21 protein-coding genes are annotated in these 24,530 nt (G+C 63.9%); 4 read left to right on the top strand and 17 right to left on the bottom strand.

Annotated elements, in window-relative coordinates; translation table 11 throughout:
- Positions 1 to 951, top strand: coding sequence for an OmpA family protein (locus ACM6JT_RS14830; RefSeq protein WP_131947071.1), 951 nt, complete (start codon positions 1 to 3; stop codon positions 949 to 951).
- A gap of 93 nt (positions 952 to 1,044) precedes the next feature.
- Here the strand turns inward: ACM6JT_RS14830 and ACM6JT_RS14825 are convergent, their stop codons facing one another.
- The 15 genes from ACM6JT_RS14825 to ACM6JT_RS14755 all read right to left on the bottom strand — a co-directional run bounded on the left by ACM6JT_RS14825 (position 1,045) and on the right by ACM6JT_RS14755 (position 20,296).
- Positions 1,045 to 3,324, bottom strand: coding sequence for a phospholipase effector Tle1 domain-containing protein (locus tag ACM6JT_RS14825; protein ID WP_034183685.1), 2,280 nt, complete (start codon positions 3,322 to 3,324; stop codon positions 1,045 to 1,047).
- Positions 3,317 to 4,153 carry a DUF3304 domain-containing protein gene (locus tag ACM6JT_RS14820; RefSeq protein WP_034183684.1) on the bottom strand — a complete coding sequence of 279 codons (837 nt, stop codon included), beginning with the start codon at positions 4,151 to 4,153 and terminating at the stop codon, positions 3,317 to 3,319. The genes ACM6JT_RS14825 and ACM6JT_RS14820 overlap by 8 nt, the downstream gene beginning before the upstream one ends.
- A 132-nt stretch (positions 4,154 to 4,285) precedes the next feature.
- On the bottom strand, positions 4,286 to 5,122 hold the full coding sequence (locus tag ACM6JT_RS14815) for a hypothetical protein (protein WP_414856758.1): 837 nt from the start codon (positions 5,120 to 5,122) through the stop codon (positions 4,286 to 4,288).
- Entirely contained in the window at positions 5,119 to 5,967 is an 849-nt protein-coding gene (locus ACM6JT_RS14810) for a DUF3304 domain-containing protein (protein WP_152603991.1), read from the bottom strand. Before ACM6JT_RS14810 ends, ACM6JT_RS14815 begins: the two co-directional genes overlap by 4 nt.
- Entirely contained in the window at positions 5,927 to 6,976 is a 1,050-nt protein-coding gene (locus ACM6JT_RS14805) for a DUF4123 domain-containing protein (protein ID WP_051983800.1), read from the bottom strand. The genes ACM6JT_RS14810 and ACM6JT_RS14805 overlap by 41 nt, the downstream gene beginning before the upstream one ends.
- Positions 6,976 to 9,534 (bottom strand): type VI secretion system Vgr family protein, encoded by a 2,559-nt coding sequence (locus ACM6JT_RS14800; RefSeq protein ID WP_414856757.1) that lies wholly within the window; start codon positions 9,532 to 9,534, stop codon positions 6,976 to 6,978. Before ACM6JT_RS14800 ends, ACM6JT_RS14805 begins: the two co-directional genes overlap by 1 nt.
- A gap of 67 nt (positions 9,535 to 9,601) precedes the next feature.
- Complete coding sequence (gene tssA, locus ACM6JT_RS14795) at positions 9,602 to 10,723, bottom strand: type VI secretion system protein TssA (RefSeq protein ID WP_407971115.1); 1,122 nt, start codon at positions 10,721 to 10,723, stop codon at positions 9,602 to 9,604.
- Positions 10,724 to 10,767: 44 nt separating this feature from the next.
- Positions 10,768 to 13,437, bottom strand: a complete 2,670-nt coding sequence (tssH, locus tag ACM6JT_RS14790) for a type VI secretion system ATPase TssH (RefSeq protein WP_414856756.1) — start codon at positions 13,435 to 13,437, stop codon at positions 10,768 to 10,770.
- Between the two features lie 44 nt (positions 13,438 to 13,481).
- Complete coding sequence (gene tssG, locus ACM6JT_RS14785) at positions 13,482 to 14,582, bottom strand: type VI secretion system baseplate subunit TssG (RefSeq protein WP_034183679.1); 1,101 nt, start codon at positions 14,580 to 14,582, stop codon at positions 13,482 to 13,484.
- The gene (gene tssF, locus ACM6JT_RS14780; protein ID WP_105392229.1) at positions 14,546 to 16,381 is read right to left on the bottom strand and encodes a type VI secretion system baseplate subunit TssF; all 1,836 of its coding nucleotides are present in this window, start codon (positions 16,379 to 16,381) and stop codon (positions 14,546 to 14,548) included. The genes tssG and tssF overlap by 37 nt, the downstream gene beginning before the upstream one ends.
- Positions 16,382 to 16,457: 76 nt before the next feature.
- Entirely contained in the window at positions 16,458 to 16,943 is a 486-nt protein-coding gene (tssE, locus tag ACM6JT_RS14775) for a type VI secretion system baseplate subunit TssE (RefSeq protein WP_034183677.1), read from the bottom strand.
- A gap of 62 nt (positions 16,944 to 17,005) precedes the next feature.
- Positions 17,006 to 17,509, bottom strand: a complete 504-nt coding sequence (locus tag ACM6JT_RS14770) for an Hcp family type VI secretion system effector (protein ID WP_006477093.1) — start codon at positions 17,507 to 17,509, stop codon at positions 17,006 to 17,008.
- 70 nt (positions 17,510 to 17,579) lie between these two features.
- Positions 17,580 to 19,070 (bottom strand): type VI secretion system contractile sheath large subunit, encoded by a 1,491-nt coding sequence (gene tssC / locus ACM6JT_RS14765; protein WP_039320274.1) that lies wholly within the window; start codon positions 19,068 to 19,070, stop codon positions 17,580 to 17,582.
- Positions 19,071 to 19,085: 15 nt separating this feature from the next.
- A complete protein-coding gene (gene tssB, locus ACM6JT_RS14760) occupies positions 19,086 to 19,601 on the bottom strand; it encodes a type VI secretion system contractile sheath small subunit (RefSeq protein WP_006484395.1) in 516 nt (171 codons plus the stop codon).
- 47 nt (positions 19,602 to 19,648) lie between these two features.
- Entirely contained in the window at positions 19,649 to 20,296 is a 648-nt protein-coding gene (locus tag ACM6JT_RS14755) for a tetratricopeptide repeat protein (RefSeq protein ID WP_072442952.1), read from the bottom strand.
- Between the two features lie 374 nt (positions 20,297 to 20,670).
- Here ACM6JT_RS14755 and tssJ point away from each other — a divergent pair, with 374 nt between their 5' ends.
- From tssJ to icmH, 3 genes are all read left to right on the top strand, one after another.
- A complete protein-coding gene (tssJ, locus tag ACM6JT_RS14750; protein WP_034183675.1) occupies positions 20,671 to 21,282 on the top strand; it encodes a type VI secretion system lipoprotein TssJ in 612 nt (203 codons plus the stop codon).
- Between the two features lie 102 nt (positions 21,283 to 21,384).
- Positions 21,385 to 22,731 carry a type VI secretion system baseplate subunit TssK gene (gene tssK, locus ACM6JT_RS14745; RefSeq protein ID WP_034183674.1) on the top strand — a complete coding sequence of 449 codons (1,347 nt, stop codon included), beginning with the start codon at positions 21,385 to 21,387 and terminating at the stop codon, positions 22,729 to 22,731.
- Entirely contained in the window at positions 22,728 to 23,510 is a 783-nt protein-coding gene (icmH, locus tag ACM6JT_RS14740; protein WP_034183673.1) for a type IVB secretion system protein IcmH/DotU, read from the top strand. Before tssK ends, icmH begins: the two co-directional genes overlap by 4 nt.
- Before the next feature lie 85 nt (positions 23,511 to 23,595).
- Here icmH and ACM6JT_RS14735 read toward each other — a convergent pair whose 3' ends face one another.
- Positions 23,596 to 23,913: a hypothetical protein gene (locus ACM6JT_RS14735; RefSeq protein WP_034183672.1), complete on the bottom strand. Its 318-nt coding sequence runs from the start codon at positions 23,911 to 23,913 to the stop codon at positions 23,596 to 23,598.
- A gap of 304 nt (positions 23,914 to 24,217) precedes the next feature.
- Positions 24,218 to 24,526, bottom strand: a complete 309-nt coding sequence (locus ACM6JT_RS14730) for a hypothetical protein (protein WP_034183671.1) — start codon at positions 24,524 to 24,526, stop codon at positions 24,218 to 24,220.
- Positions 24,527 to 24,530 lie beyond the last annotated feature (4 nt).

The raw sequence follows: 24,530 nt of genomic DNA, 5'->3' as shown, positions 1-24,530 counted from the left end.
ATGCATCGCACGATTCACGCCCGGCGCCCGCGCTTGTCGCCCGCCCTCGCCGCTCTGTTCGCCGCCGGCCTCGTTGCCAGCGGCGCAGCCTTCGCGCAGAACACCGGCGCGACCGTCACGCCGGTCGGCAACGGCTCGGTCGCGACGACCGCACTGCCGTCGTCAAACCCGAACCCCGGCGCCGCGCCTGCGACCGCGTCCGGCACGCTGGTGCACGGCACGGCCGGCACGATCACGCCGCCGCCCGCGAACGCGGCGCCCGGCCAGGTCGTCGTCGGCGGCAAGGTGCCCGACGAGGCGACCAAGGCCGCCGTGCTGCAGAAGCTGCGCGATACCTACGGCGCGGCGAACGTCGTCGACCAGATCGAGGTCGGCGACGTCGCGACGCCGCCGAACTGGAGCGCGAACGTGCAGAAGCTGCTCGGCGCGCAGCTCAAGCAGATCAGCAAGGGGCAGTTGAAGATCAACGGCACGCAGATCGAGATGAAGGGCGAGGTGCACAACGAGGCGCAGCGCCAGCAGCTCGCGAGCGACATGGCGAACACGCTGAACCCGACCTACACGATCAAGAACGGGCTGCGCGTGTCGGCATCCGAGCAGGGCGTGCTCGACCAGACGCTCGCGAACCGGACGATCGAGTTCGAGACGGGCAGCGCGACGCTGACGCCGCAGGGCAAGCTGATCCTCGACCAGATGGCGGCCGCGCTCGCGAAGATGCAGAACCGCACGGTCGACATCATCGGCCACACCGACAACTCGGGGAACCGGACGTCGAACATCGCGCTGAGCCAGGCGCGCGCGGACGCGGTGAAGGGTTACCTGATCACGAAGAGCATCCCGCCGCAGCAGATGACGACGACGGGCGTCGGGCCGGATCAGCCGATCGCACCGAATGATACGGCGGATGGAAGGGCGCGGAATCGGAGGATCGAGTTCCGGGTGGGGCAGTAACGGATCGATCGGCTGCTCCTTTGCGGGGCAGCACGGCACACGACGGGCGGCGGCAGCGATGCGCCGCCCGTTTTCTTTTGCAGTGAACGGCCCTCAATGGGTGGGGGTTGCGCCCCCCTTGTAGCCCCTCGCCCACTCCTGGCTTTGCTTGGCAGCCTGGTCGATACGCGCGGCTGCAAGATCGTCCTTCTTGCGCTTCTTTGCTTCCTTTTCGATATCGGACGAGCCGAATTCGTCCTTGTCCCGCGTGCGAAAGTACAGCGACGGCGCGAGCACGTGGTCCTGCCAGCTCGTCAGCAACGTATCGTGGACGAGCATGTCGAATAGCGCCATCACGTCCGGCGGAAGCGGGTGCTTGCCGTCGATCCCTTCCTTCCAGGCCGACACGAGCTCCATCTGGGCTTCGGGTAGCATGAACGCCTCGACCGCATCCGCGCTCGCCTTGTTGTTGGAATCCCACGAATCCGGCATGTTGCGGATGCGCTCCGCAGATTGCCGCAGGCCGTCCTGAAGGGACGCGCGGCGCAGCATCTTTTCCGACTCCTTGTGAAGTCGCTCCCACACGGTCGTGTAGTCCTTCGGTGCTTCCGCGATCAGCTTTTCGTAACGCTTCTGCGCCGCGTCGCTGGCCGCTTTCATTCCGCGCAACGTCGCCTGGTCGGCCTGGCTGCGGCTGGCCAGCATGCTCATGTTGATGCCTTGCCGCTGCAGTTCCCAGTCGAGCTGAGACTTCGCCGTCTTGCGCTGCAGGTCGGCGTCGGACATGTTTCGCTTCCAGTCGGCAACCGGATCGGACATCGTGCGACGGAACTCGGGGTCCTGGTAGCGGACGGCAATCCAGCGCAGGAATACTTTCGAGTGCTCGACGAAATCGACACCAGGTTTGCGAGGGATGAGTGCGCGGTAGGCGTCGACGAGTTGCTTGATGCGGTATTGCTTGCCGTCGCAGTTGATGGGGTGAGCGATCGAAAACTTGTCAAAGGTCTTTCGCTTATGGAGGTACAGATCCTCCATCATGTCTATCGCCACACCGGCCTTCAGTGCCTCCAGCAGCATGTCGCGAAGCGGTATCCTCATCAGCTCCGCATTCAGACCGAGCGAACCACTCACCGCACCGCCAACGACATCGCAACTCGTTCCAGGATAAAGAAACTGCTCGCCGCGCGTCTTTTCCAGACTGTCAAGGCGCTGATAGAAACGCATTTCATGAGCAGCAGCGAAATGAACACAGCGCTGCACGCTCGCGGGTATGCCAAGGTGGCGGTCTTTATAGTTTGGTTTGATCAGGCCCATATAAGGCACCATTCCGATCAGTTCGCCAGCCTCTTCCGACATGATCGACGAAACTGCGTCGAATAAACCGACAAACTTGATTTGAATGGAGACGCCGTCGATTGCCAGATCTGTATCGTCCCTGCGCTTGTACTTCTCTGCCAGATCGTTGACGAACGCCCGAGCCAGTACGCAGCCGCGATCCGCGCCGAACACCGATACCTCAATGACGCGGATCTTTGGCATCTTCTGTTTCACTTCTTTGTATGCAGCCTCGAACTGTTTTTTCGCAGCGATAAGGCGGGTATCGACACCCGTTCCGAAGACTTCTGCCATGACCGCGTTGTCACGTGCGATCGGCACATTCTCCATCACCAGTCCGACGAAAAGGCCGCGTGCAACCGCCAATGCCGTCTTGATCGGGTTACCCCTGATATTGGCCTTGGCGTCATTCTTGGCGTTGCGCCACAGTAGCCTGCCGGTAGCCTTGGTCCGTTCCCAGAGTCGTTCCGGCGACGCGTTCAGCACGTTCGTGATGCGCCGTGCCTGTGCGGGAATGCGTTCGATATCCTTGCGGAAATCCTCGAATGCTTTCTCGATTGGCCGGAATGAAAAGTCCCCCCCGAGAATCTCCATCCCCGCCGCCTTGGCGCGCTTGCCAAGGTCGGCCTGATCAATCGGCGCCTTGACTCGCGCATATGACTCGCCAATCTTTTTTGCAGCACCAACGGCTTTCTTCGCCCCTATCATGGCTGCAGCCTTGACTGCATTGCCCACAGCGTCGGTATCGCTGTCGTTGTTCAGCGGTGTACCCAGGCCCGAGTAATAGTAGCGATACCAGAACTGGTTCACAGGCCGTCGCTCGTCCTTCATTTCACGATGTGCTTCCCAGAGCCGCGAAATGTTCGAGTACTGAGAGCTCGCCGAATCGTCAATGTCACGATTGCGGCCAAATGCATCAAAGAAGAATCCCATGCGTATCGTTGCTCCGCACGGCAGGCAATCGCCCTTCGGATACATGGTCGCGTTTTGGCGGGCAACCTGTATGTACACCGATGTTGGAGTCGTATCGTCCGGGTCGAGCTTGATTTTCTCAGCCATGGTTTTTCTCCTCTGCCCGCGGCGGCGGCAAGAGCCCCACGGGAACGGCCGGCACCGCAACCGCCTTGAATTTATCGCTTTTCAGTTCAGACAAAACGCTCTGTGGCAGCGCTTGCATCGACTTCGAGAACGAACCGGGCTTGCTACCGGTAGTTTTCAGTATCTGCTGGACCTCGGGGTGCGTGTCGAATCGGCTATTCACGAGTAGATCGAAATACGCGTACTGCTCAAGATCGTTGACATCGGTTAGCCGGTATTTCAGCCACGCAGCGGCGACAATGCGCGCAATGCGACGATACTGCTGATCCTCGCGCTCGTCGTATCGCTTGTTCAACTGCCCCTGGTAGTGACTCGCAACCCAGCGAGACACATCAATCATCGGAATACGCGAGTCATCCGTCGGCGCGCCGGGAAACTGAAGCTCAACGTGACGATCCGGATAAAAATGAACCGCAAGAATTCGGGTGCCCACATTCTCCGGAACCTTTGACGGAGGCAGCGCAACCTTTGCTTCGGCGTGAAACGTCTGTTCGTCCCCCTTATGCCACTGGTCAACGTCGTAGTAGTCCCATTTGACGGTGAAATCGGTCCCCTTGAGCTGATAGCAACAAGTCACGCCCCCACCGCCACCCGGCATGCTGTCGCCACCGCCGCTAGCCTTGTTGCCATAAGCATCGGTGATCGTGAATTTATCCAGGTTATAGGGCAGATAGTTCTGGGCCATAACCGAAATCCCGCTGTATGTAGGCTCCGACTTGCCGCATGCCGCCATGGCCATCACGAGCAGGCACCCTGCCAGAACACGACTCATCAGACTCGAAAATCTCATTGCTCTATTCACTGATGTTTTCCTTCCGAATATTGCCCAGCATGCCCTGCCGACGTATCGATTGCATCGGTATCGCTCACCTGTGTCGTCAGGCGCCTCCGCCTCTCATTGCCCGAACCGCTCCCGACGCAATCAGCTATGCCGCGCCGCCTCCGCACGCGGCGGCGGCAGCAAGCCGTCCGGAATCAGCGGGACAGTCACGGGTTCGAAGTTGTTGCTCGTCAACGCGGACAGCACATTCTTCGGCAGCGATTGCATTGCCTTCGCGAACGCACCCGGCTGACCGGCCGCCGTCTGCAAGCTGCGTTGAACCCCGGGATGGGCATCGAATCGGCTGTTTACGAGCAAACCGAAGTACGTGTACTGCTCCAGATCGTCACGATCGGTCAGACGGTATTTCAACCACGCAGACGCAACGATACGGGCAATACGACGAAACTGCTGGTCTTCGCGTTCGTCGTATCGCTTGTCCAGTTGCGCCTGATACTGCTTCATCCATCTCACGACATCGACTATCGGCAGGCTTGAATCGTCAAGGATCTTGCCGGGAAGCTGGAACTCGACATGCCGGTCCGGGAAGAAATGCACTTCGAGAATTCGGGAACCCACCTCGTCGGGCAACTGGGACTGCGGCATCGACACTTTCGTCTCGCCGTGGAACATCTGCTTGTCCCCTTTGTGCCATTGGTCGACATCGTAGTAGTTCCACTTGACGAAAAATTCCGTGCCCTTGAGCTTGTAGCAACATTTCACGCTACCGCCCCCCGCTCCCGGTGGGTCGTCGCCACCTCCGCTCGCCTTGTTTCCAAATGCATCGGTAATGGTGAAGCCACTCATGTTGTACGGCAGATAATTCCGGCCAATGACGGAAATCCCGCTGTATGTCGGTTCCGACTTCCTGCATGCAGTCACGGCCACCGCGAGCAAGCCCCCTGCCAGAACACGACTCACCAGAATCGGCAATCTCATTGCTCTACATCCGCCGCATGCGGCGGTGGCAGCAAGCCATCGGATATCGCCGGCACCGCCGCCGCTTCGAACTCGTCGTTTGCCAACACGGACAACACGCGCTTCGGCAGCGACTGCATCGACTTCGCGAACATCCCCGGCTTGCCGGTGGTTGACTGCAGGACGCGCTGAACCTCAGGATGCGCATCGAACCGGCTGTTCACGAGTAGGTTGTAGTACGCGTACTGCTGCAGATCGTCGAGATCGGTGAGGCGGTATTTCAACCATGCCATCGCTACCACGCGGACAATGCGGCGAAACTGCTGATCGTCACGCTCGTCGTATCGTTTGCTCAACTGCGCCTGATAGTGGCTCGACATCCAACGTGACACATTGATCATCGGAATGCGTGACGCATCCATCAGTGCGCCGGGAAACTGCAGCTCGACGTGACGATCGGGGTAAAAATGAACCTCGATAATTCGATCGCCCACCTTCTCCGGTGCCTGCGATGGCGGCATTACGACCTTTGCCTCGGCGTGAAGCGTCTCCTCGTTACCTTTGTGCCACTGGTCGACGTCGACATAGTTCCATTTGACCGTGAACTCAGTACCTTGGAGCTTGTAGCAACAAGTCACTCCCCCTCCGCCACCCGGCAAGCTATTCCCACCACCCGCCTTGTTTCCGTAAGCATCGCTGATCGTAAATCCATCCAGGTTGTACGGCAGATAGTTGTGAGCGATCACCGAAATCCCGCTATACACCGGCTCCGATTTCCCGCACGCGCTCAAAGCGACCGCAACCAGGCCCACCGCCAGCACCGACCTACGCCACGCCACCGCGCGCCTCCAGCAATTCCCGCTCATGCGCATCACGAATCGCATCCCACGTCGCATCGTCGATCGTCATCAGCGCCGTGTCGACGCCGGTTTCCCCGCGTGACGCCGCTTCGAGGCTCGCCTTGACCGCCGGATGCTCGTCGAACTTCGGTGCAACCTGCACGCCCATCACCACGTAGCAGAGCAGCTCCGCTTCGCCGGAGATCCCGTGCCCCGCTGCGCGATCGAGTTGCTCGACAACCTGCTCGTACAGTTCGCCATCGGACAGGTGATCGACCGCCGCCGCCATCGTCTCGCGAAACTTCAGCACGAGCTTGTCCGGATAGCCGAGTTCGATCAGTTGCGCATGCTGCTTTTCGCTCAAGCCCTGCACATCGCCTGCCTGCGCGGCCCCGGCAGACGCCGGCGCATCGTTGCGCCACACGACCTCCTCAAGCCGCCGATTGCGATAGCGGATCTCGCCGAACGGCGCAGCGAACTGCTGCGCCTGCGTATCGCTCCACACCAGCCGTAGCCGTCCGAATACATGATTGTCGAAGAAGAACAGGTAATACGCGCGACCGTTCGGCAGCGCGTACTTCACATATCTGTGCAGATGCGCATCGAGCGCATCGAACGACCACGTCGACCACAGCCACGTCACCGCGTGCAGATCGACCGCATCCAGCCACAGCTGGCGCAGCAGCCGATGTTGCTCGCCTCCCTCGTCGTCGAGTGCCTGGCGGTCGAAGGCAATCAGGTACGGTGCGATATCCGTATAGGCGTCGAGACCGGTATCCGTCCAGAGCGACGCGTAGCGCAGGCCGTGCACCGTCACGAGCTGCGTATCCAGCTCCTGATAACCGCGCGTATCGACGATCGCGTACAGTCGCATCGGCCGGCCCTCGCTGGTCTCGCCCGTCAGCGACGCCTTCAGCGCCTCCAGAAATGCCGGCCATTCCGGCTCCCGCGGATTCGGCGCGGCGTCGACGGCCTCGCTCATGTCGGCTGCATCGCTCCCATCGCCCGCGTTGCCGATGTTGCTCACGTCACCCATCAATCCGCCTCGACCATCGATTCGCGCCCGCTATGCGCATTCAGCACACATTGCTTGCACGTGCCGCCCGGCATGGCGGGCAGCGGATACGGCATGCTCGTCGGGCCGCTGAATGCGTGCTGGGCGCCCTTGATGTCGATCTTCCCCGGCGCGTGAATCTCGATGTTGCCGCCCTTGATCCGCACGTACGCGCCGCCTGAGGTCAGCAGGATCTCCTGTTTGGCGGCCACGTCGACGTTCTCGGTCGACGACACGATCTTGACGACCTTCTGCGCGGTCATCTCGATACTGTCCGCATGCGCCTGAATCTCGACCTTGCCCTTGCCCGCGAACAGTTTGATCCCGGCATTCTGGGCAAACAGGCTGATGCGATCCCTGATACCGGCGATCAACGACTTCCCGCTGGTGATGAAGGTGCTTTGGCCGCTGACGATGTTGGCCTGCTGATCGCCAGACAGGTGCACGCTCTGCTGCGACGCCATCCCGATCCCCGCCGGGCTCGCGAACAGCATCACCGGCTCCTTGAACGCATTCACACTCCCCGTCCCGCCGCCGGCGGTCCTGCCGCCCGACGACGCACCCGCCACGCTGTTCTTCGTGGCATCGGCGAATTGCTTCAGCGCATCGTGCCCGGCACCGAGGCTTTCGGCCTGATGCATTTCACTGACCTGCGACATCGACTCGAGCAACCCGTCGGCATTGGCGAGCTGCTGCTGCGCTTCGCTCACATCGAGCGGCTGGCTGTTCGCCTGCTTCGGATGCGTCGTGACATACAGCCCTTGTGCCGCACGCACCGCACCGTAAGCATCCGTGCGCAGGTCGAAACCCGAGCCGAGATATGCGCCGCGCGTGTTGCCGCTCTGTTCGATCAGATAGCCGAGATGCAGCAGCGAATTCGCGCTGCTGCTGAACAGGCGCGCCCGGTTCTGCCCGGTCGCGTCGTCGAGCACCATCTCGTTGTGACCCGATCCCGCATACTCCTTCGACCGGAAGCCCGACAGGATTCCATCGCTATGCCACTGCGGCTTGGCGGCGCCGTTGTAGACGCGATGCATCACGATCGGCCGGTCGCAGTCCCCGCCGATGTAGCCGATCATCACCTCCTCGCCGACCCGCGGAATATGAACGCCACCATAACCGCCGCCGGTATCCGACTGCACGACGCGCACCCAGCACGACGCGTTTTCGCGACCGTCGCTCTGCCGGTCCCAGACGAACATGACCTTGATCCGGTTCAGTGCGTCCGTGTAGACCTCCTCGCCTTTCGGCCCGACGACGACGGCCGTTTCGAGCTGCATCGCGGGCTTCCGGTGCTCGAACGGGCTGCGATACGGCACGGCCGCGCGCTGCGCTTCGACTTCGACGAGATAGAACCCGGCCGAACCGTCGTCATGCCCGACTTCGAATGCGGCCGCCTCACCGTGGCCGGCTTTCACCTGCGCAAGCCGATCCTGGAGGCTGTGCGGAAAATTCGCTTCGCGGTCCGAGATCGGCAGGTTGTTCTCGATGTACCGCGACACCTTCAATGCCGCGAATTCCCGGTCTTGCGCCGCATCGCGGTCGTGCTCGGGGTGATCCGCCAGCGTGAAGCGCCGGCCGGCGTCGATCCCGCGCACGTCGCCCACGCCGAAGAAGCGCTTCGCGCGCGACTCCCATTCTTCGAGGCGAATCTTCGACAGATGTTCGCCGCGGTCCTGGCCTGCATACGTATACGCCCCGGTGTATTCGTAGATTTCGGCCTGGCCCGGCAGATCCCCTTGACCGGCCTTCGTCGGCAACGTCGTGCCGTTCGGGTTGCCCGGCGAGGACGGCGACTTATAGTCGAACGTACGCGTCGTATGCAACGTGCTCTGCAAGGTCCGCGACGCTGCCCATTGCGTGAAGCCGGCGGTTTCGCTACCCGTTCCCGAGTGGTCGAACCTGACGGTTTTCGGCGACAGTTCATCGACGGCATGCAGGTCATCGGTCACGACGAGCGTGTGCGCGTTGCCGTCCTCGCTATGCCGCCAGAAACCGAACAGCCCTTCGTCTTCCATCAGGCGATGCACGAAGTTCCAGTCGGTTTCGCTCTGACGGCAGTACGAGCGCGACGGCAATGGCTTCGACAGCGCGAACTGATACCACCCCTTGGCCTGCGGATGCGCGTCGAACACATCGGCGAGGATCGCGTCGACGCTCTGGTCCTGCCAGTACCGCATGTCGCTGCGGAACTTGAGGAAGTGCATCCACGACGCGAAAGTCAGCTGGTAGCTCGACAGGCTGCCGTCCGCGCCGAGCCTGCGCGCCGTATGGATATAACCGTTGATCGGCAAATACGACTGGTTCGCCTGCTGGATCCACAGCGTCATCGGCTTCGCGATCAGCGTCTTGAGCTCGATGTCGCTCGCGGTGGAAACGAGATCGAGCGAGACGCTGAAATCGCGCCCCAGTTCGGAACGGGTCACGGCCCGACGCGGCACGAGCGCATTGTTCGGTAACGACGGAATGTCCACCTTCAGCAGGCGGTCCTGCTGAATCAGGCCACCGCGAATCGCCTGTGCCAGTTCGCTCACGTTCATGCGTCAATCCTGTTCTTGTCTGCCGCGAGCCCGCCGGGCACGCGCTCTCAGGTCAACAGGCAGCCGCTCACGACTGCTCGTCCGGCCTCACCCCCAGCAGCTCGCGAATATGCGACAGCGAGCCGTCGTCCTTCACGACGCTCTCGAGCCACTTGTGCAGCGGCATGTCGGCCCATTCGGCCGCCTTGTCGGCAAGGTACGCGACCGGGCTGTGCGGCTCGGTCTGGCGGAAATAACGCGCCACCGCACGCAACTGGTCGACGGCCTGCGCGCGGTTCTGGATGCCGGCGATCATCTGCGTCACCGGAGGACGCAAAGCGGTCTGCGACTGCACGTGGGTCTCCTCGGTCTGAATCGAATTGCCGAATACCGGCTCGATGCGCTCGGGCTGCGCCTGCTGCGCCGCCTGCGTGTGCGGCGCGCTGCCCGTATAGCCCTGCTCGCGCGCAAAGCGCTCGGCGAGCCGGTACACGGTCTCGAACGCGTCGCGCGCCTGCCGGAAGCTCGGCGCCGAATCGCCCGCGCGCTCGACGAGCCGCTCCTCGAACGCATCGAGCGCGAATTCGAATGCCTTCAGGTTCGCCAGCAGCGCCGTGTAGAACGCGATCGACGTCACGCGCCGCGACGCATCGATCTGGTCGATCGACGGCTTGCCGCGCGCGATGTCGTCCGCGTGTTCGGGGTCGCGCTTGATCGACTGCGCGACGTGCTGCGCCACTTCCCAGTCGAGCGTGCTGAACGCGTTCGACGCGCCGTCCGTCAACGGCACCGCGCGCAGCAGCTCGGCCGTGCGGCCGGCCAGCCACGCGACGTTGCCGAGCCGGTACTCGGTGTCGTCGCCTTCCGGCAGTGGATGCACGCTGTCCCAGAACTCGCGGCACAGGCCCTCGAGCAGCGCATAGCCTTCGGTGAGGCCGGTGACGCCGTCCTCGAGCGCGAGCGCCTCGGTCAGCCACACGGCGAGCCGCAGGTCCTTCGTGCGCGTGCGCAGCAGCTCGCCCGCATGGTCGACGACGAAGCCCCAGTCGGCCTCCTTGATCTCGGTCACCCATTCGCCCTGGTCGAGCGTCGGATCGTCGTAGCGCCGCGCGTCCTGGATCGCGTCGAATTCGTTCGAGAACAGTAGGTCGTCGCCGCTGGGCGACGCATCGCTGATCGGCGTCAGCAGGTCGGGGAGATTGATCGGCATGGTTCAGTGAATCCGTTGATGCATCAGATGTCGCGCGCGGGGGCTCATTCGACCGTATAGGCGAATTCGCCCGCCTCGTCCGCGCGCACCGCGATGCGCGCGATGGCCGCGCCGTCGGCGATCCGGCCGAGCACGTGGCCCGCGATCTCCGGCAGCAGCGTGCCGTTCAGGATATGGTCGACGTTACGGGCACCCGAATCGACCTCGGTGCAGCGCGCGAGCACCGCATCGACGAGCGACTCGTCCCATTCGAACGCGGCCTTGTGGTTCGCGTCGATCCGGCGGCGGATCCGCTCGAGCTTCAGCTCGATGATCTCGGCCAGCACGTCGTCGGAAATCGGGTAGTACGGCACGACCTTCATCCGGCCGAGGAACGCGGGCTTGAACGTCTTGTACAACTGCGGGCGCAGCGTCTCGGCGAGCGCGTCCGGATCGGGCAGCTCCTCGGCCGGCTTGTTCAGGCACGCCTGCATCACCGCTGACGAGCCGACGTTCGACGTCAGGATGATCAGCGTGTTGCGGAAATCGATCTCGCGCCCTTCCGCGTCGTCCATCGTGCCCTTGTCGAACACCTGGAAGAACATCTCGAGCACGTCGGGGTGCGCCTTCTCGACCTCGTCGAGCAGCACGACGGAATACGGGTTGCGGCGCACGGCCTCGGTCAGCACGCCGCCTTCGCCGTAGCCGACATAGCCGGGCGGCGAGCCCTTCAGGCCCGACACGCTGTGCGCTTCCTGGTACTCGCTCATGTTGATCGTGACCATCTTGCGCTCGCCGCCGTACAGGATGTCGGCCAGCGCGAGCGCCGTCTCGGTCTTGCCGACGCCCGACGGCCCGACGAACATGAACACGCCGCGCGGCTTGTTCGGATCCTCGAGGTTCGCGGTCGCGGTGCGCACGCGCTGCGCGATCGCGTCGAGCGCGTGGTCCTGGCCGATCACGCGCGCGGTCAGCAGCGGCTGCAGGTTCAGCACGGTGTCGATCTCGTCCTTCACCATCCGGCCGAGCGGAATGCCCGTCCACGCGGCGACGATCTCGGCGACGACGTGGCCGTCCACCTGCAGCGGCACCATCGGCTCGCCGCCCTGCAGCGCGTGCAGCGCCGCGACGCGCTCCGCGAGCTTGTCGCGCGTCGCCTGCACGTCGACCGGCTGGCCGTCCTCGGACGGGCCGCGCGCCTTGTCGAGCGTGTCGCGCAATTCGGTGATCTCGGCGACGATCGCACGCTCGGCTTCGTAGCGCGCGTCGTCCTTTGCGAGTTGCTCCAGCGCCGTGTCGCGCGCGCCGCGCAGCTCGCCGAGCCGCTCGTCGTGCGGCGCGCCGCCCGCTGCCTCGCGTTCCAGCGACGCGATTTCCGCATCGATCCGCTCGATGCGCTTCTTCGTGTCGTCGATCGCGGCCGGCGTCGCGCTGTGCGCGAGCGCGACCTTCGCACATGCGGTGTCGAGCACGCTGATCGCCTTGTCGGGAAGCTGGCGGCCGCTGATGTAGCGGTGCGACAGGCGCACGGCCTCGGTGATCGCGTCGTCGAGAATCCGCACGTTGAAGTGCTTCTCCATCAGGCCCGACATGCCGCGCAGCATCGCGGCCGCGAGCGGCTCGCTCGGCTCCTCGACCTTCACGACCTGGAAGCGCCGCGCGAGCGCCGCGTCCTTCTCGAAGTACTTCTTGTATTCGCTCCACGTCGTCGCGGCGATCGTGCGCAGCTCGCCGCGCGCAAGCGCCGGCTTCAGCAGGTTCGCCGCATCGTTCTGGCCGGCCTGGCCGCCCGCGCCGATGATCGTGTGCGCCTCGTCGATGAACAGGATGATCGGATGCGCGCTCTTCTTCACTTCGTCGATCACGCTCTTCAGCCGGTTCTCGAACTCGCCCTTCACGCTCGCGCCGGCCTGCAGCAGCCCCATGTCGAGCACGTGCAGCGCGACGCCGGAGAGCGGCGGCGGCACGTCGTCGGCCGCGATCCGCAGCGCGAGGCCCTCGACGACCGCGGTTTTGCCGACACCGGCCTCGCCGGTCATGATCGGGTTGTTCTGGCGGCGGCGCATCAGGATGTCGATCGCCTGGCGGATCTCGGCTTCGCGGCCGATCACCGGATCGATCTTGCCGTCGCGCGCGCGCTGCGTGAGGTTGGTCGTGTACGTGTCGAGCGCGGGCGTCTTCGACGGGCCGGCCGCGGGTGCGGCACCGTCGACGGCCGGCGCCAAGCCGCCGTCGTCGGTATCGGCCTGGCGCGGCTCGGCTTCGCTCGACCCTGCCACGATCTCGTCGAACTTGTGCTTCAGGTCCGTCACGTTCACTTCCGCGAACTGCGACGACATCCGCTGCGCGAACTGCGCGAGATCCGGCGCGGTCAGCAGCGCGAGCAGCAGGTGCCCCGAACGGATGCGGCCGAGCTGCGAATCGAGCGATGCGATCAGCCACGCCTGTTCGAACAGCGCGATCAGGTGCACCGAAAACACCGGCGTACGCGTGTTGCCGGTCTTCAGGCGCGTCAGCTCGCGCTCGAGATCCGCGCGCAGCGCATGCGGATCGACGCGGCTCGCGCGCAGCGCGAGCGGCAGGTCGCCCGCCGGCTCCTCGAGCAACGCGAGGAACAGGTGCTCCAGATCGACCTCGTAGTGGCCGCGCGCCAGGCACGCGCTCGCCGCGCGCTCGGCCGCGTGCCGGCACAGCGGGTTCAGTTTCGTGATCAGGGTCTTCAGAGGCGTGCTCATGGCGTCGATCTCAGGTTCGATTGCGTGTTTGTTGTCGTTAGGAATCAGTGAATCACGTGCAGTTCGTAGCGGGCGTCCGAGCGATCCTCGATCGCGTCGCGCGTGCAGAGGAACGCGTCCCAGCCGAGCCGCGAGCCCGCGCCGAGCACGCTCGCGCCGACCTCGGTGCGCTTCAGCACCAGCTTCACCTCGTATTCGAGCGTGACGCCGGCGAGCAGCGTCAGCATCCGTTCGAGCGCGACGGCGTGCGCGCCGCCGGGCAGGAACGCCTCGTAGTCGCGCTTGGACAGCGGGCCGACGACGATCCGCGCGCGCATGTCGCGCTGCCACACGCGTTCGCCGACCAGCGCCGTCGCGCCGAGCACCGCGTTGACCTCGCCGAGCACGCTCAACTGGTCGGGCGGCACGTCGTACCACTTGCCGACGAACTGGTCGATCTTCACCGGCACGCGGAAATAGTCGGACAGCGTGCGCTGCAGGTACGCGGCCGACATCGGCCGGTGCCGCGCGGCCAGCGCGTAGCCGGCAACGGCTTCGTCGAGCACGCCGCCCGCGCCGGCCGCGAGGCTGTCGCGCACCTCGTCGCTCGGCACGCCCGCGATCGCGAGCAGCAGCGGCAGGTAGCGCTCGTCGCGGTCGAGCTCGTAGTGGAACGGCAGCCGGTATTTCTTCCACGCCGCATAGAACAGCGCGGTCGCGCGGTTCGAGAACACGTCGAAGAACGCACGCGCCGCGTGGTCGCGCTTCAGGTGCTCGCGCGCGACGATCTGCTCGGTGTAGTGCAGCGGCAGCGCGCCCTGCCCGCCGAGCAGCCCGAAGAACGCGGGCGTCAGCTCGACGTGGCCGAGCTCGCCGGCCGCGAGCGCGGCACCGCGCTGCTCGCCCGAATCGAGCAGCGTGCCGTCGTCGCCAAACGAGCGCGCGCCCTCGATCTCGCTCGGCGGAAAACCGAGCGACAGCGTGTTGCGGAATTCGATGCGTTGCGCGACCACATCGCCCTGCCGCCATGCGCCGGGGGCATCCGACGCCTGCCGCGCGAACAGCCCTTCGAGCACGCGCACCGCCTGGAAGAATTCGAAGCGGTGCGGCTCGTCGAGCAGCGCGTCGACTACGCCAGGATCGATTCGCCGGTCCGGGGCTTGCATCGGATGATCTCCTCGCCGGTGCGTTTCGACACGACGACTAGTTGAACGAAACTGTTGAGGTGGACGTAAAGCCCGAAGAAGCTGTCGAGCACGCGCACGAACGACGCGAGGCTCGCGCCGACGAAGTGTTCCTCGTCGATCGTCAGGCGGATCTCGATGCCGCGCACGAAGGTCGCGAACGGCTTGCCGGGCAGCCACTGCACCGCGCCGCGCTGCTCGATGCCGGCGAGGCCGTCGATCTGGCGCATCGACACGGCCGTGCGTCGCAGGTCGTACAGCGTCAGCATTTCCTTCAGCGGCGCGAGGCCGTGCGCGACCAGCGACACGTGATTGAGCGCGAGGTGCGACACGAGCCGCCAGTGCGCGGCGCGGCCGCGCTCGAAGCGCACGCTCTGCGTCGGGCGGCGCAGCATCGAGATGCCGCTGGTCTGCGCGCCGCCTTCCTGGAACAGGTCGCCGCCTTCGAGGCCGAACGCGAGCATCGCCGGCAAGTCGCGGTTCGTGCAGGTGAGGTCGAGGCTCAGCGTGTCGGTCTGCGGCGACGTCGGCTCGAAGTCGATGTCGACGATCGAGATCTCGGTTTCGTAGCCGGGGCTCTTCTGCGCGACCCAGTCGTTGCGGCGCGCGAACCAGTAGTGACCGATCCGCGCCGCTTCGCCGTGATGCAGCGAATAGAACGGCCGGAACTCGATCACCGATTCCTCATGCGCCTGCTGCCTGACGAGCTTCACCGAGTCGATCGAGTACACCTCGTACGCGAACGCGCGGCGCGCCTCGGCGATCACCGGGTAGGACACCGCGCGGTGCGTGATGCGGATCGGCTCGCCGTGCTGCCGGAACAGGTTGACGATCGGCGTGCAGAACAGCCGGAAGTGGCTTGCCGTCAGCAGCTCGAGCAGCCGCGCGACGTGCGAATCGCTGCGCACGTCCTGCAGCACCAGATGCAGCGTCGCGCGCTGGCAGCGGCCCGACGCGCGCGCGATCGCCGCGAGGTCGAAATCGACGAAATCGAACTTGTCGGGGAACGCGAAGTATTCGGTGAGCAGGCGATACGCGGGATGCGATTTCGCCGGGTAATCGATCAATGCGTCGTCTTCGTCGAAGCCGGCCTGCTCGATCGGCAGCTTGCGCAGCGCGGTCCAGCGGCCGTTGCGTTCGGGCTCGACATACGCGCCGAGCACGTTGACGAACAGGCAGTCGGTCAGCGCGGCGACGAACGACTGCTCGCCGTGCAGATGCGCGCGCAGCGTCGGCACCTTCAGCGCGCCGAGATCGAGCTGCGCAGCGAGCGACTCGAACGTGATCGAGATCACGCCCGTCGCGTTGGACGGCAGCACCGTCGCGCTCGGCGCGAGCGCGACCGGCGTGTAGCGCGCTTCCGAGATGCGGATCGGCGCGAGCGTCACGTCGTAGGCGGTGCGGAAGCGGCACTGCACGCCGCGGATCGGGCGGCTCTTCAGCTCGGTGCCGCGGCCGATCACGACCGGCTCGGTCTGCTGGCCGGGCGACGCCGGCGTGAACTGCGCGATCGAGCACGACGGGAACGGCCGCAGGTAGTGCGGATACAGCACTTCCAGCAGCGCTTCGGTGAATTCGGGGTAGTCGTCGTCGAGCTTCTTGTTGATGCGCGCGCCGAGCAGCGCGAACGACTCGATCATCCGCTCGACGTGCGGATCCTCGCAATGCTCGCCGGACAACGCGAGCCGCGCCGCGATCTTCGGATAGCGTTCGGCGAAATCTCGCGAATAGCGCCGCAAAAACGATAATTCGCGCTCGTAATACGGCAGCAATTCTTCCATCGACGACCCCGAACCTCAATATTTCCTGCCGGACCTGATCGACCACCGGGCGGTCCGGCCCGCTCGGCGGCTTGATTTACTGCATTCTCGCGGCGCGTGCGCGCGTGACCGAGTACTGCAGCGTCGACGGCTGCAGCATCGCGTCGAAATTCACCGGCTCCTCGGCCGGGTGCACGACGAGCAGCGCCTGGATCGCGAAGTAGAGCGCATTGGTCGCCTGCTCGTTCAGCTCGAACGTCACCTGTACCTGCTGCAGGCGCGGCTCATGGCGCGCGATGGCCTGCTGGATCGACTTGCAGATGAACGCGCGGTCGTAGTGACTCGCGAGGCTCAGCCCCGCGAAATCGTTCAGCCCGTAGGTCAGCACCGATTTCTGGCATTCCGGCAGCGCGGCCAGCTCGTTCTCGGTGTGCGCGATACGGGTGTTGAGGATCGCCTCGACGTCGCGGGCGACCGTGGTCTTGAGCTCGTCCAGCGACAATTGCCGCATCGCTGCCGAGGCCGGCAGGTGCGGTTCGTCGTCGAACAGCTTGTCGAGAAAACTGGGTTCGAATCGTTTCATCGGCCGGTATGAACTACGAAAACGGCAACGGGACGCCGTGCGCCCCGTTGCCGCAACCGACCTTAGACCGCGTAGGTCTTGTCGTTCTTCGTCAGACTCCAGGCGCCCTGCGTGTTGCCGCCCTGGTTGCCGCCGATCTTCTGCTGGGTTTGCTTCCACTGCACGGCCGCGTACTTCAGCGAGAACGTCTCGAGCGGCAGACCTTCTTCGCGAACGCTCGGGGCGATGCTCGAGATGATCACGTACTTGAGCTTGACTTCCAGATACTGCACGCGCTTGCCTTCACCGTCTGCGCGCGAGAAATGGACCGTCACCTCGTCGAACGTGGTGCCGCCCGAAGCGTGCTGGTACAGCAGCGGGCTCGACGAATCGATTTCCTTCGTGAAAATCATGTCGCCGTGCTCGCAACGCGTCATCGTGTGACCGCCAGCGGTCGATGCGGTTGCCGAACGCGGCTGAACGATCGAGTGATCCCACGATTTCAGTTCGATCCAGCCCTGATGGTCTTTGTCCGCGGATTCGCCCTTCACCGCCGGACTACCAAACTGCAAGTGCATATGTAACATGGCCCTTCGACTCCCCAAAGAGGTGGTTTTAACGTCCTACCCAGGCGGCCCGCCCGGGCGATTTACTCGCTTATGAATTTGCCGGTTTGGGCAGATCAGCGACAAGTCGCAGAGAAATCGAGAGTTCGTCGAGCTGAAAGTGCGGGCGCAGGAATGCGACCGAACGATACGAGCCCGGCTTGCCCGGAATCTCCGACACTTGTATGGATGCCTCGCGCAGCGGGAATTGCGCTTTCTGTTCCTGCGAGGCGTTGTCGTCGAGCAGGACGTACTGCGAAATCCACCGGTTGAGGAAAGTCTCCACGTTCTGCGCCGATGCGAAGCTGCCGATCTTGTCCCGCATCATCGCCTTCAGGTAGTGCGCGACGCGCGATACCGAGAAGATGTACTGAAGCTGGGCGGACAGGACGGCGTTCGCATTCGCGCTGTCGGTGCTGTATTTCTTCGGCTTCTGCACCGACTGCGCAGCGAAGAACGCGGCGTAATCTGAGTTCTTGCAATGGACGAGCGGGATGAAGCCGAGGTCGCTCAGCTCCTTCTCGCGGCGATCGGTGATCGCGATCTCGGTCGGGCACTTCAGCGCGACTTCGCCGTCGTCGGTCTTGAACGTGTGGGTCGGCAGGTCCTCGACGAGGCCGCCGCCTTCGACGCCGCGGATCGCCGCGCACCAGCCGAAGTCGTCGAACGCGGCCGTCAGGCGCGCAGCGAACGCCCACGCGGCGTTGCACCACAGGTACTTGTCGTGCTCGGTGCCGTCGACGTCCTCGACGAAGTTGAAGTTCTCCGCGGTCTGGCCGTCCTTCGGATTGAACGGCAGGCGGCCGAGGAAGCGCGGCAGCGTCAGGCCGACGTAGCGCGAATCCTCGGCGTCGCGGAACGACTTCCACTTCGCGTATTCGACGGTATCGAACACCTTGCCGAGATCGCGCGGCTTGCCGAGGTCGGAGAACGACTCGAGGCCGAGCAGCTCGGGCGACGCCGACGCGATGAACGGCGCGTGCGCGGCCGCCGCGACGTGCGACATCTGCTCGATGAAGTACATGTCTTCCGGCTGGCGCGAGATCTCGTAATCGCCGATCAGCGCACCGAACGGCGAGCCGCCGAACGTGCCGAATTCTTCTTCGTAGACCTTCTTGAACAGCGCGCTCTGGTCGAACTCGCTCGCACCCTTGAAGTCGCGCACGAGGTCGCGCTTCGGTGCGTGCAGCGCCTTGATCTTGATCGTCTGGCCCGTATTGCTTTCCTTGACCAGGTAATCCATCCCGCGCCACGTGCTTTCGAGGCGCTGGAATTCCGGCGCGTGCATCACCGCGGAAAGCTGCGTCGAGATCAGGCGGTCGAGTTCCGCGACGCGCGCGTCGATCGTGGCCGACAGGTTGTCCGACACGATCACCGTGCCGTCGAGCACCTGGTGCACGAGTTCGCCGATCAGGTCCTTCGCACGCGCATGTTCGGAATCGGATTTCGCGACCTTGCTCTTCTCGACGATGTCGTCGAGCAACGAGGTCCCGGCGGCGTATTCCGCGCCGCTGGCTTGGGCCGCAGCCGTTTGCTGGTTCATCTCAACACTCCGTCGTCATTCGCCGTCTTTGTCGCCGCCGGTGCCCTTCGCGAGCTCCTGCAGCTGCTGCGTGTTCTTCAGCACCTCGGACAGCAGATCCTCGAGCTTGTCGTTGCCGGCGAGCTTGTTGCGCAGGTCGGCGAGCTTCGAGCGCGCCTCGAGCAGGCGGCGCAGCGGCTCGACCTGTTCGACGACTTCGTCCGGGCTGAAATCCGACAGCGAGCGGAACTTCAGGTCGACCGCGAACTTGCCGCCTTCCGGGCTCAGGCGGTTTTCCACCTGGAACGCGGCACGCGGCTCGATCGCCTTCATCACGTCGTCGAAGTTGTCGCGGTCGATATTGACGAACTTGCGGTCGCGCAGCTTCGGCTGCTCGATTTCGGACTGGCCCGCCAGATCGCCGACGACCCCGACGACGAACGGCAGTTCCTTCACCTCGATCGCGTCGCCCTTCTCGACCTCATAGGTCAGCTGGACGCGCGGCGGCCGTATTTTCTGCAAGCTTTTCTGAATGCTTTCTTTCTTGGCCATCGACGGCTCCCAGGTTAGTTGTGGTTTTCGCGTCAGTTGCTTTCGCGTCAGTTGCGCAGCGCGCTGAACGGGTCGGCGCCGCCTTTCTGCGGCGCGCTGCCGCTCGACGTCGGCGGGGGCGGAGGCGGCGTCGTGGCGCCGCTGTCCGCCGGTGCCGCCGCGCCGGCTGCCACCTTCGGGCGGTGAATCGGGCGGCGGATCTTCTTCGTTTGCGATTTCTGCTCCGGCGGGAACAGCGCCGATTCGCCCAGCGTGTCGCGCAGTTGCTTCGCGAGCGTCTGCGCGTCCGACTTCGCGTCGCCCGCGAGCGACGCATCCTGGCGCAATTCGCCGAGCGACTGCGTCGCGATCCGCAGGCCGGCGACGGCCAGCACGCTCTTCGCCTGCCGGTCGGTCGCGTCGCGCTGCAGCGCTTCCTGGGCGGCGACGATCGCCTGCCCGTAGTGGTTCTGTGCGAACTGGATCTGCGCGATGCGCGACCACGGCTCCTCGCGCGTCGGATCCGACTTCGCGAGCTGCTGGTACAGGCCGAGGGCCTTGTCCTGATCACCCGACTTCGCAACGGCGTCCGCATCGGCCAGCGACTTGTTGAAAACCTCGGCGCTCGGCGGCGTGGTCGACTGGCTCGCACAGCCGGCGATCACGCCGCAAGCCAGCACTACCCCAGACAGTTTTGCGAAGAGACGGTCTTTCATCGTTATATCCACCGGCGCGTGAGTTTTAAAATCGTTGAGAATCTGGTTCTTTTGCTTTGCAAGAAGCGCGCGGGTATAGTACCGATCAATTTTTCATAATTCAATCGTCGTGTGAAGAGTAATTCCTTTTAAAACCGGGCGCTACCCCCTCGAATGACCTCTCGCTGCGGGCTCGCGGCGGTTTTTCCTTCGGCCGGGATGCGCAAGTTTTACTGGCCGCACGACGCGCCGCCCGGGTGGCGGAAAAAATTTCCGGGCGCTTGCCGCGACGCAGGCGTGCTTAATAGTTGAGCGATTCAATGTCGGGGATGCGCGGCGAACGCGGAAATACCCGGCAGTTTTGACAGGGATAAAGGCGGCACGCCGGAAACACGATGAGATCGTCCATGATTCGCTACGCGCTGCCGCTGGTTGCCTGCGCCCTTCTGGCCGGATGCGCGGCCGCCCCGCTGCTCGGCTCGGCCGCAAGCGCCGTGATGCAGGCCGCCGGCATCGGCAAGCCCGAGCTGCCGGACTCGCAGAAGCCGCCGCGCAATCTCGGGATCACGCTCGCCGCCGCGCCGAACCTGAATGCCGCGACCGACCACAAGCCGCTCGCGCTCGTCGTGCGGCTCTACGCGCTGAAGGATCCGACGTCGTTCCAGCAGGCGCCGTTCGACGCGTTTACCGATCCGACCAAGGAAAAGGCCGCGCTCGGCGCCGACCTGCTGAATGTGCGTGAAATCACGCTGATTCCGGGCCAGCGCTATACGGCGACCGAAAAAGTCTCGCGCGAAGCGCAGGCATTCGGCATCGTCGCGCTGTTCCGCGATCCCGCACTGCAACGATGGAAACTGACGTTCGATCCGGCGAAGTCGGAGAAATCCGGCATAATCATCGGCCTGCATAATTGCGCGATGACGGTCACCGACGGCACCGTCATCGCACCGCAACAGGGTGCGCCTTCACAACCGCTGAATATGCTTTCCTCGGTGTCCTGCGGTTAAACATGACGCACGAATGTCAATTAACAAGAGTTAACAATTGGCGATTTAATTCGGGCACGAACAAATCGATTACATCGCAACGCCACATTAACCGGATTTGACATGAGTTATTCGGCCAAGGTGCTGTGGGGGGAAGGGCTGTTCCTCCGGCCTCAACACTTTCAGCGACAGGACGCGTACCACGAGGCGCGCCTGTTCGAGTCCATCCAGGCGATCCAGCCGTACAACTGGGGCGTGCGCTCCGTGCGCATCGACCGCGACGCACTCGGCAGCAACGTGCTGCGGGTTGCCGATCTCGCGCTCGTGTTCCCGGACGGCGCGCTGTATGCCGCGCCGCAGGCCGACGACCTGCCGCCGCCGATCGCGCTGGACACGCTGCCCGACGGCATCAACGAATTCGTGTTCTATCTCGCGCTGCACCCGCTGCGCGAGAACGGCACCAACTACAGCGACGATCCGGCCGCAGGCTTCATGACGCGCTTCGTCAGCGAGCAGACGAGCGTCGCCGACAACTTCACCGACGCGGCCGAAGCCGACATCACGTTCCTGAAGACGCAGGTCAAGCTGATCGCGCACAGCGAACCGCGCGACCAGTTGCTGTCGGTGCCGCTCGTGCGCGTGCGCCGCACTGCGACGTCCGGTTTCGAGATCGACGACAGCTTCGTGCCGCCGTGCCTCGCGATCGACGCGTCGCCGATCCTGCACCAGCGGCTGCGCCAGCTGGTCGACGCGCTGCAGGCGAAGGTGAACGCGCTGTACGGGTTCCACCGCGAGCCGTCGAAGAACATCATCGAATTCCGCTCGGGTGACATCGCGTCGTTCTGGCTGCTGCATACCGCGAACGCCGCGTTCGCGACGCTCGCGCACCTGCACCAGCACGCGGCGCTGCATCCTGAGCGGCTGTTCCAGGAACTGCTGCGCCTCGCGGGCCAGCTGATGACGTTCTCGAAGGGCTATACGCTCGCCGACCTGCCCGTGTACCGCCACGACGATCCGGGGCCGAGTTTTGCACGTCTCGACCTGATGCTGCGCGAACTGCTCGACACCGTGATCTCGACACGCTACTTCGCGATCACGCTCGACGAGGTGCGTCCGTCGTTCCACCTCGGCCGCCTCGATTCGGGCAAGATCGACGACAAGACCGAGTTCTACCTGGCGGTGTCCGCGGACATGCCGAGCGTCGAGCTCGTCGATGCCGTGCCGGCCCGCTTCAAGGTCGGTGCCCCCGACGACGTCGACAAGCTCGTGCTGTCGGCGATGCCCGGCGTGCGGCTGTCGTACACGCCGCAGGTGCCGCCCGCGATTCCGGTGCGGCCCGGCGCATGCTATTTCTCGCTCGATTCGCGCGGCGCGCTGTACGAGCGCATGCTGCAGGCCCAGTCCGCGATGATCTATGCGCCGACTGGCATCAATGACCTGAAGTTCGAACTGATCGCGGTCACATCATGAGCTACGCGCCTTCCCTGTTCGGCGACAACGCGCCGGCACCCATGCATACCCCGGCGTCGACGGACTCCGCGTTCCAGGCCCGTTCGCTGCTCGACTTGCTGTACGACGGCTTCTTCATGCTGTTCCTGCTCAAGAACGGCCGCGAGCCGGACAGCGCGAGCGAGTTCAGCACGCGGATCCAGGAATTCCTGTCGGATTTCGAGCGCGGCGCGAAGAAGCTGAATATCGCCGCCGAGGATGTGTACGCCGCGAAGTTCGCGTTCTGCGCGGCCATCGACGAGATGGTGCTGTCGTCGCAGTACAAGATCCGCACGGACTGGGAGCGCCGGCCGCTGCAGCTCGTGCTGTTCGGCGAGCAGTTGGCGGGCGAGAAGTTCTTTCAGTATCTCGAGGAATGTCGTGCGCAAGGCGCGGCGCGGCTGCAGTCGCTCGAGGTGTTTCATATGTGCCTGCTGCTCGGGTTCCAGGGGAAGTATCTGCTCGAGGGGCCGGAGAAGCTCGCTTATCTGACGGCGCGGCTGGGGGACGAGATCGCGCATATGAAGGGCAAGCGGGCGCCGTTTGCACCGCATTGGCCGTTGCCGGATCAGATCGCGCACCGGTTGAAGCGCGAGGTGCCGGTTTGGGCGATCGGGGCGGTGTTTGCGCTGGTTGCGCTGCTTGGGTTCCTCGGACTCAACTCGTATCTGAAGGACAAGACGCTGCAGGCGCTCGCGCCTTATTCGCAGGTGATCAAGGTGGGGCCGGAGTCGGCTAATTTGACGATTTCGTTGCCTTGATGGGTGCTTCGCGAGAGCGTCGCCTCATGAGGAAAAGGACCGCTGAGCGGTCCTTTTTTTGTTTCGGCGCGCTCGTTGCGCGTCGTCAGAAAAGAATGAATGCGTCGTTTTCGACGTAGAACACGAACGCATCGAACAACTGCGCAAGCGTAGGTTCGTCGATCTGGTCATGCGCGTTGATCACGATGTCCTCGATCGTTGAGCTGTTCAATGTGATCTGCCAGCCGGGTTGGGTTGCGATGACGGGCGCCGTGTCTTCGTCAGCGTCCTTCGTGTCGTCGGAGAATGCGCCCTCGGTATCGGGCGTCCACGGCATCGGCGGGAGGTAGAGCCATCCGGAGAAATCGCCGGGGTGTTCGAGAATGTGTTTCAGCGACACTTCGGTCGCGGTGGAGATCGACATGAGTATTGCGGTTGAAACTGGGTGAATGCGTCGCAGTGGTCGTGAAATCGCGGCGGCAAACCGTGATTATGCCAATTCCACGCCTGTGAGATCGGTCGGCTGTTGTTGTGGATCGATCGGCTCGATGCGCATCAATCGAAACGCTGTCGGATCGACGCGAACTTCGATCCGACGCACTGCTCGGGAATGAAGATGACGGCAATGCTCACCGCGAGATCACGGCGATGCGCATAGCGCCCGCCGTACCGGACGAACACCTGCACATGCCTCAACCATCCGGGTTGCGCCGGAATTGCCGAGCCGGTCAGGCGGCTCTTCTCAGATATTCGTCAAAGCACTTTTCGCAAACAGCGGTCAGCCCGTCGAAGACAGCCGCATGCTTTTCTTCGAAATCTGAGCCAAATGGCGCGTCACCAGGCTCCGGCAACCCGAACCGTTGCGCGATATCCGTCGAGACGAAGTATGAGATGTCGGGGAGCCCATCTCCCAGCCAGTCGATGTCGTACCGGAACATCTCCAACCGGACACCGTCCTTTTTCATGTCGGCCGCGATATCGCTCGAAACATGTACCACTCCGGATGCGCCATGCGACTTACACAGTATCCTGCCCATATCA

The organism is Burkholderia sp. IT-111MI5, assembly GCF_949752865.1.
GTDB lineage: Bacteria > Pseudomonadota > Gammaproteobacteria > Burkholderiales > Burkholderiaceae > Burkholderia > Burkholderia pyrrocinia_C.
Note: the sequence above shows the minus strand (reverse complement) of the source record. Positions and strands in the feature narration are given on the sequence as shown.

What these genes read in the sequence shown, in the direction of transcription:
- tssK (WP_034183674.1), top strand. Translation starts at nt 21,385, where the DNA reads ATGAGTTATTCGGCCAAGGTGCTGTGGGGGGAAGGGCTGTTCCTCCGG.
- ACM6JT_RS14810 (WP_152603991.1), bottom strand. Translation starts at nt 5,967, where the DNA reads ATGAGCGGGAATTGCTGGAGGCGCGCGGTGGCGTGGCGTAGGTCGGTG.
- tssF (WP_105392229.1), bottom strand. Translation starts at nt 16,381, where the DNA reads ATGGAAGAATTGCTGCCGTATTACGAGCGCGAATTATCGTTTTTGCGG.
- ACM6JT_RS14805 (WP_051983800.1), bottom strand. Translation starts at nt 6,976, where the DNA reads ATGGGTGACGTGAGCAACATCGGCAACGCGGGCGATGGGAGCGATGCA.
- ACM6JT_RS14800 (WP_414856757.1), bottom strand. Translation starts at nt 9,534, where the DNA reads ATGAACGTGAGCGAACTGGCACAGGCGATTCGCGGTGGCCTGATTCAG.
- tssC (WP_039320274.1), bottom strand. Translation starts at nt 19,070, where the DNA reads ATGAACCAGCAAACGGCTGCGGCCCAAGCCAGCGGCGCGGAATACGCC.
- ACM6JT_RS14755 (WP_072442952.1), bottom strand. Translation starts at nt 20,296, where the DNA reads ATGAAAGACCGTCTCTTCGCAAAACTGTCTGGGGTAGTGCTGGCTTGC.
- ACM6JT_RS14825 (WP_034183685.1), bottom strand. Translation starts at nt 3,324, where the DNA reads ATGGCTGAGAAAATCAAGCTCGACCCGGACGATACGACTCCAACATCG.
- ACM6JT_RS14820 (WP_034183684.1), bottom strand. Translation starts at nt 4,153, where the DNA reads ATGAGATTTTCGAGTCTGATGAGTCGTGTTCTGGCAGGGTGCCTGCTC.
- ACM6JT_RS14730 (WP_034183671.1), bottom strand. Translation starts at nt 24,526, where the DNA reads ATGGGCAGGATACTGTGTAAGTCGCATGGCGCATCCGGAGTGGTACAT.
- tssJ (WP_034183675.1), top strand. Translation starts at nt 20,671, where the DNA reads ATGAGATCGTCCATGATTCGCTACGCGCTGCCGCTGGTTGCCTGCGCC.
- tssA (WP_407971115.1), bottom strand. Translation starts at nt 10,723, where the DNA reads ATGCCGATCAATCTCCCCGACCTGCTGACGCCGATCAGCGATGCGTCG.
- icmH (WP_034183673.1), top strand. Translation starts at nt 22,728, where the DNA reads ATGAGCTACGCGCCTTCCCTGTTCGGCGACAACGCGCCGGCACCCATG.
- ACM6JT_RS14830 (WP_131947071.1), top strand. Translation starts at nt 1, where the DNA reads ATGCATCGCACGATTCACGCCCGGCGCCCGCGCTTGTCGCCCGCCCTC.
- tssE (WP_034183677.1), bottom strand. Translation starts at nt 16,943, where the DNA reads ATGAAACGATTCGAACCCAGTTTTCTCGACAAGCTGTTCGACGACGAA.
- ACM6JT_RS14735 (WP_034183672.1), bottom strand. Translation starts at nt 23,913, where the DNA reads ATGTCGATCTCCACCGCGACCGAAGTGTCGCTGAAACACATTCTCGAA.
- tssG (WP_034183679.1), bottom strand. Translation starts at nt 14,582, where the DNA reads ATGCAAGCCCCGGACCGGCGAATCGATCCTGGCGTAGTCGACGCGCTG.
- tssB (WP_006484395.1), bottom strand. Translation starts at nt 19,601, where the DNA reads ATGGCCAAGAAAGAAAGCATTCAGAAAAGCTTGCAGAAAATACGGCCG.
- ACM6JT_RS14770 (WP_006477093.1), bottom strand. Translation starts at nt 17,509, where the DNA reads ATGTTACATATGCACTTGCAGTTTGGTAGTCCGGCGGTGAAGGGCGAA.
- tssH (WP_414856756.1), bottom strand. Translation starts at nt 13,437, where the DNA reads ATGAGCACGCCTCTGAAGACCCTGATCACGAAACTGAACCCGCTGTGC.
- ACM6JT_RS14815 (WP_414856758.1), bottom strand. Translation starts at nt 5,122, where the DNA reads ATGAGATTGCCGATTCTGGTGAGTCGTGTTCTGGCAGGGGGCTTGCTC.